The organism is Streptomyces sp. NPDC054847 (assembly GCF_053610925.1).
The window spans coordinates 1-4,517 of the sequence record NZ_JBSGZJ010000538.1 but is presented as its reverse complement, the minus strand read 5'-3'; the positions used below and the strand labels follow the sequence as shown (position 1 = coordinate 4,517).

Below are 4,517 nucleotides of genomic sequence, written 5' to 3'. Positions count from 1 at the left end.
GTGTTCGACGGCTGATCAGCCGTCGAACACGAGCGCCGTCAGGGCCCCGTGCTGACTGCCGGAGCGATCAGCAGGAAGCTGCCGATGCCGGCGCAGGCCGCGTTCTCCGCCTTGATGCCGACCGCGAGCAGGGCGAGCCCCAGGGCGGCGACGAAGCCGTACCGCAGCTGCACGTACTGCTCGGCGAGGAGGGTGATGAGAGGCATGGGGATCACTCCTTCGAGGGAGAGGCGCCGGGCTCGCACTCCGTTGTGCTGCGGGGCTGACAACTGGACCGGACGTTGGGTCAACTGCCGTACAAATTCGTCTGGTTGACCTGTGTGAGTGATGCCCCCTGGGGGCATGGTCGCAAACTTGTCTGGTTGCTTGTTTCTTGTCGGGTCGGTGCGAGGCATCTCTCCATGGCTGTACGTCAGTTGTAAGGTTGCGGCGTGACGAGTCATGGATCTGTCCCGCGAGACCACACGCACAGGTACCTGTCGGTCGCCGATGCCCTGCGCAGGGAGATCAACGACGGGACGCGCCGGCCGGGCGACCGTCTGCCCACCCAGAGCGAGCTGGTCTCCCGATTCGGTGTGTCCCGGGCGACGGTGAACCGGGCCATCGAGGTCCTCAGGGAGCAGGGGCTCATCGAGTCGCGGCAGGGCAGCGGGACGTTCGTGAGCCGGAGCGAGCGCAGCATCCCGGCGCAGACCGGCGCAGGCGACGGCGAGGACGTGTGGGCGGTCGTCTCCGAGCGCGTCCCGCCGGTGGTGCTCGCGCCCTACCTGGAAGAGGCGTTCGAGGCCACGGAGGTCACCCTCGACGTCTTCTCGATGACCACGGAGACCCTCGCGGCCAGGGTGTCCGCCCAGAAGACCCGCATCATGGACGGCGAGATCCGTCCCCCGCGCAGCATCAGCGCCCGGCTGATGCTCCCGGACACCGACTCCCCCGTCCTGGCGATCCCACGGCTGAAGGACGGGCGGGACGACCCCCGAGTACGGCGCCGGCTGCGAGGCATTCTCCAGGCGCACGCGTCCATGCTCAGCCAGTCTCTGTACGAGCTGCGCGACCGCGGACTGGTGTCCGAGGTCTCCGTCGAGGTCCGGCTGGTCCCGTTCGCGCCGCAGCTCAAGCTGTACATCCTCAACCGCCGGCTGGCGCTCCAGGGCTTCTACCCGCCGGAGCTGGGGACGATCACCGTCCCTCCGGACGGTGAGGAGGTGACGATCCTGGACGCGTACGGCACCGGGGCGACCCTGTTCCCCTTCCGTGCGGCCGCCGACTCCACACCCGAGCAGGTCGGCATCGTGCGGGCGTTCCAGTACCTCTTCGATTCGATGTGGAAGCACCAGGCCAAAGAGGCGGATTTCTGACCGTGCCATCTGTCACCACATCCGTGGCGGTCCCCGACGCGATGCGGGAGATGCTCTCCCGGGCCCGGTGCATCGTGTTCGACCTGGACGGCCCGATCGCGCGGGTCTTCGCCAAAGAGCCCGCGGCCGTCATCGCCCACGAGCTGTGGGAGATCGCCGAACGCGACGGCTGCCTGGTCGAGGAACTGCGCGGCTGCTCCGACCCGATCGCCCTCCTGTACGGGCACACCGCGGAGATGCGCAGGAACAACGGCGACGGCGGCTGGGCGGAGACCGTCGCCAAGATGCACGACCAACTCGACGCCTACGAGCGCAAGGCCGCCGAGTCGGCGACGCCCACACCCGGCGCCGCCGCCTTCATCGAGGCGTGCCACGCGTCCGGAAGGACCCTCTCCATCGCGACGAACAACCACGTGGACGCCGCGACACGGATCCTGGCGCGCATGTCCGTGCGCCACTGCTTCGAGGGCCCGGTGGTCGGCCGGGGCCGGAACGCGCTGCTGATGAAACCCCATCCGGCGCCGCTCAGGGAGGCCATGCTGCGCGGAGTCGCCGTGGACCGGCACCTGATGATCGGCGACACAGGTACGGACTTCCGGGCCGCCCGGGAAGTGGGAATGCCGTTCTACGGGTACCACCGGTCCGAGCGGGGAAGGCGACGGCTGCGGGAGGCCGGTGTGCCGCTGATCGCTTCCGGGATGGCGGAGTTCCTTCCGTTCGTCTGAGGCGGTCGCGGCCGAAGACCCACGGCGGCACGGCAGTTGTACCGTGCTTGTGGAGGAGGACCGCACCACCCAGGGGAGGTCCGTGAACGAGGAGGCGGCCGCATTCACACGGGGGCAGCGAGCATGACGGCCGAGCCTTCGGCGAGGGTGTGGCAGCAGGCCGTGCGGCTCAGCGCCGGCGAGGCGCTGATCGAAGGGCCGCTCAAGGGGTACCACCACGAGACCTACGCCTTCCCGCTGCCCCATCCGGCGGGCGGCGCCGGGACGGTCCGGTGGAAGTGCCGGGAGCCCCGCGAGGGGATCCTCCGCTTCGACCGGCGCTCCTTCCCCTCGGAAGGGGCGCTGGTCCGCGCTCTGGCCGGTCATGTCTCCAGCGTCCCGGAAATCATCGTGGTCGACGACATCGGCCTCCAGCGGTTCATCGAGGGATCGACGCTCGCCCTGCACGGGCGTCCGGGCACCGCTGTCCAGGAGGCTCATGTCGCCCAGATCGAGCGGCTGTTCCGCGAGCTCGCGGCCGTTCCCACGGCCGCGCTGCCGCCGGAGGAACCGGCCCATGCGGCGGGAGGCGCCGCCGACGGGGACTGCGGCGCGTTCGCCGAAGGGTTGATCCGCTTCACGGAGGAGCGCGTCCACCAGGCGCACCGGCCCGTGTACGGGCGGCTGTTCCAGGAGCTCGGCGTGCCCGAGGAAGGACTGTTGCGGCTCGTGGAGCGGACGCGCTCCTTCAGCAGACGTCCCTTCTGCCTCCTGCACGGGGACCTGCACCGGGAGAACTTCATCGTCGACGGCGACGGCCGGCTGTGGACGATCGACTGGGAACTGGCCATGTTCGGCGACCCGCTGTACGACCTCGCCACCCATCTGCACCTGATGGGATATCCGGCGGAGCAGGAGGCGGCGGTGGCGCGCCGCTGGCGGGACGCGGTCGAGGAGGCGCGGCCGGGCAGCTCGCGCGGATGGCGCAAGGACCTGCCGCACCTGCTGCGCTACAAGCGGGCCCAGTCCGTCTACACCGACGTCATCCGCGCCGCCCTCGGGGTGGCCCGGAGGGACATCGACTGGCGTGCCCTTCAGGCGACTTCGCACAAGCTGCGGGCGGTCCTCGCCCGGGGGCGTTCCGCGCTGGGCTCGGGGCCGCCGCCGGACGTGCCCCGCATCATGACCGCCCTGGTGTCGTTCAGCGTGTCCGCGCCCTGAACAGCACCCCCGACAGTGCGACCGCCACCGCCAGGATCACCCCGCACCACGCCAGCGCCGTCCACGGTGCCGTGCCGACCGGCTCGTCGTGCAGGAGGCCGCGGAGGGACTCGATCAGCGGCGTGACCGGCTGGTGGTCGGCGAAGCCGTGGAGCCAGGACGGCATGGTCTCCACGGGGACGAACGCGCTGCTCGGATAGGGCAGGAACATCATGAAGAAGGTGAAGCCGGATGCCGCTTCCGGTGTCCTCGCCATGAGGCCGACCGCCGCGGACAGCCAGGAGAGCGCCACCAGGAAGGCCAACAGGATGCCGGCCGCGGCGAACCAGCCGGCCGCGGAGGCCGACGGGCGGAAACCGATGGCGAGGCCGACGGAGAGGACGAGCGCGGTCGAGAAGACGTTGCGCACGGTGCTCGCCACGACATGACCGGCCAGGATCGACGTGCCGCCGACGTCCAGGGACCGGAAGCGGTCGATGATGCCGCCCTTCATGTCCTCGCTCACCCGGACCGCCGTGCCGGACGAGCCGAAGGCGGAGCAGAGCACGAGGATGCCCGGCACGACGTAGTTGACGTACTCCGTACCGGTGTTGATGGCTCCGCCGAAGAAGTAGACGAAGACGAGCATCAGCATGACGGGCAGCACCATCGAGGTGATGACGGCGTCGACGTCGCGGCGGCTGAGGCGCACGCAGCGGCCGGTCATGGTCAGGGCTGGGGTCAGCAGGCGCCCGGCGGCCGACGTCTCAGACATGGGTGGGCTCCTGCCGGGAAGCGGCGCCGGTCCGGGTGAGGGACAGGAACACGTCGTCGAGCGTCGTCGTGTGCAGCGAGAAGCGGGAGACGTCCCGCCGATCCGGGTCGATGTCGTCGAGCAGCGCCCGCACCTCGACGGCGGTGCCGTCGGTCGGCAGGCCGAGCGTGAGCGACTCGGGGGAGCGGTGCACGGCGCGTTGCTCGTGCCGTGCGTAGGCGGCCCGGTCGGTGAACACGACGTCCAGGCGGTGGCCGCCGACCTCCGCCTTGAGCTGCGCGGCGGTGCCTTGCGCCACCATGCGGCCCGTGTCCATGACGGCGACGCGGTCGGCGAGCCGGTCGGCCTCCTCCAGGTACTGGGTGGTCAGGAAGACCGTGGTGCCGCGGCGGGAGAGGTCGCGGACCACCTGCCAGAGCTCCTGGCGGCTGCGCGGGTCGAGGCCGGTCGTCGGCTCGTCCAGGAACACGACCTCCGGGT

Annotated in this window: 6 protein-coding genes; 3 read left to right on the top strand and 3 right to left on the bottom strand. The window is 70.4% G+C overall.

Translation table 11 applies throughout. The features are described 5' to 3' along the window. Window positions 1-38 precede the first annotated feature (38 nt). On the bottom strand, window positions 39-206 hold the full coding sequence (locus ACWGH4_RS31875; protein ID WP_167306843.1) for a hypothetical protein: 168 nt from the start codon (window positions 204-206) through the stop codon (window positions 39-41). Window positions 207-431: 225 nt separating this feature from the next. Between ACWGH4_RS31875 and ACWGH4_RS31870 the strand changes: the two genes are divergently transcribed. The 3 genes from ACWGH4_RS31870 to ACWGH4_RS31860 all read left to right on the top strand — a co-directional run bounded on the left by ACWGH4_RS31870 (window position 432) and on the right by ACWGH4_RS31860 (window position 3,283). Continuing rightward, window positions 432-1,358 carry a GntR family transcriptional regulator gene (locus ACWGH4_RS31870; RefSeq protein ID WP_159690384.1) on the top strand — a complete coding sequence of 309 codons (927 nt, stop codon included), beginning with the start codon at window positions 432-434 and terminating at the stop codon, window positions 1,356-1,358. Between the two features lie 2 nt (window positions 1,359-1,360). Then, entirely contained in the window at window positions 1,361-2,083 is a 723-nt protein-coding gene (locus ACWGH4_RS31865) for an HAD family hydrolase (protein ID WP_441266794.1), read from the top strand. A gap of 123 nt (window positions 2,084-2,206) precedes the next feature. Then, window positions 2,207-3,283, top strand: a complete 1,077-nt coding sequence (locus ACWGH4_RS31860; protein WP_453467006.1) for a phosphotransferase — start codon at window positions 2,207-2,209, stop codon at window positions 3,281-3,283. On the opposite strand, the gene ACWGH4_RS31855 is transcribed toward ACWGH4_RS31860, so the two are convergent. Next, window positions 3,264-4,037: an ABC transporter permease gene (locus ACWGH4_RS31855; RefSeq protein ID WP_453467004.1), complete on the bottom strand. Its 774-nt coding sequence runs from the start codon at window positions 4,035-4,037 to the stop codon at window positions 3,264-3,266. The two genes, ACWGH4_RS31860 and ACWGH4_RS31855, sit on opposite strands and share 20 nt — an antisense overlap. After that, a partial coding sequence (locus tag ACWGH4_RS31850) for an AAA family ATPase (RefSeq protein WP_453467002.1) occupies window positions 4,030-4,517 on the bottom strand: 488 nt, incomplete at its 5' end. The genes ACWGH4_RS31855 and ACWGH4_RS31850, both read right to left, overlap by 8 nt.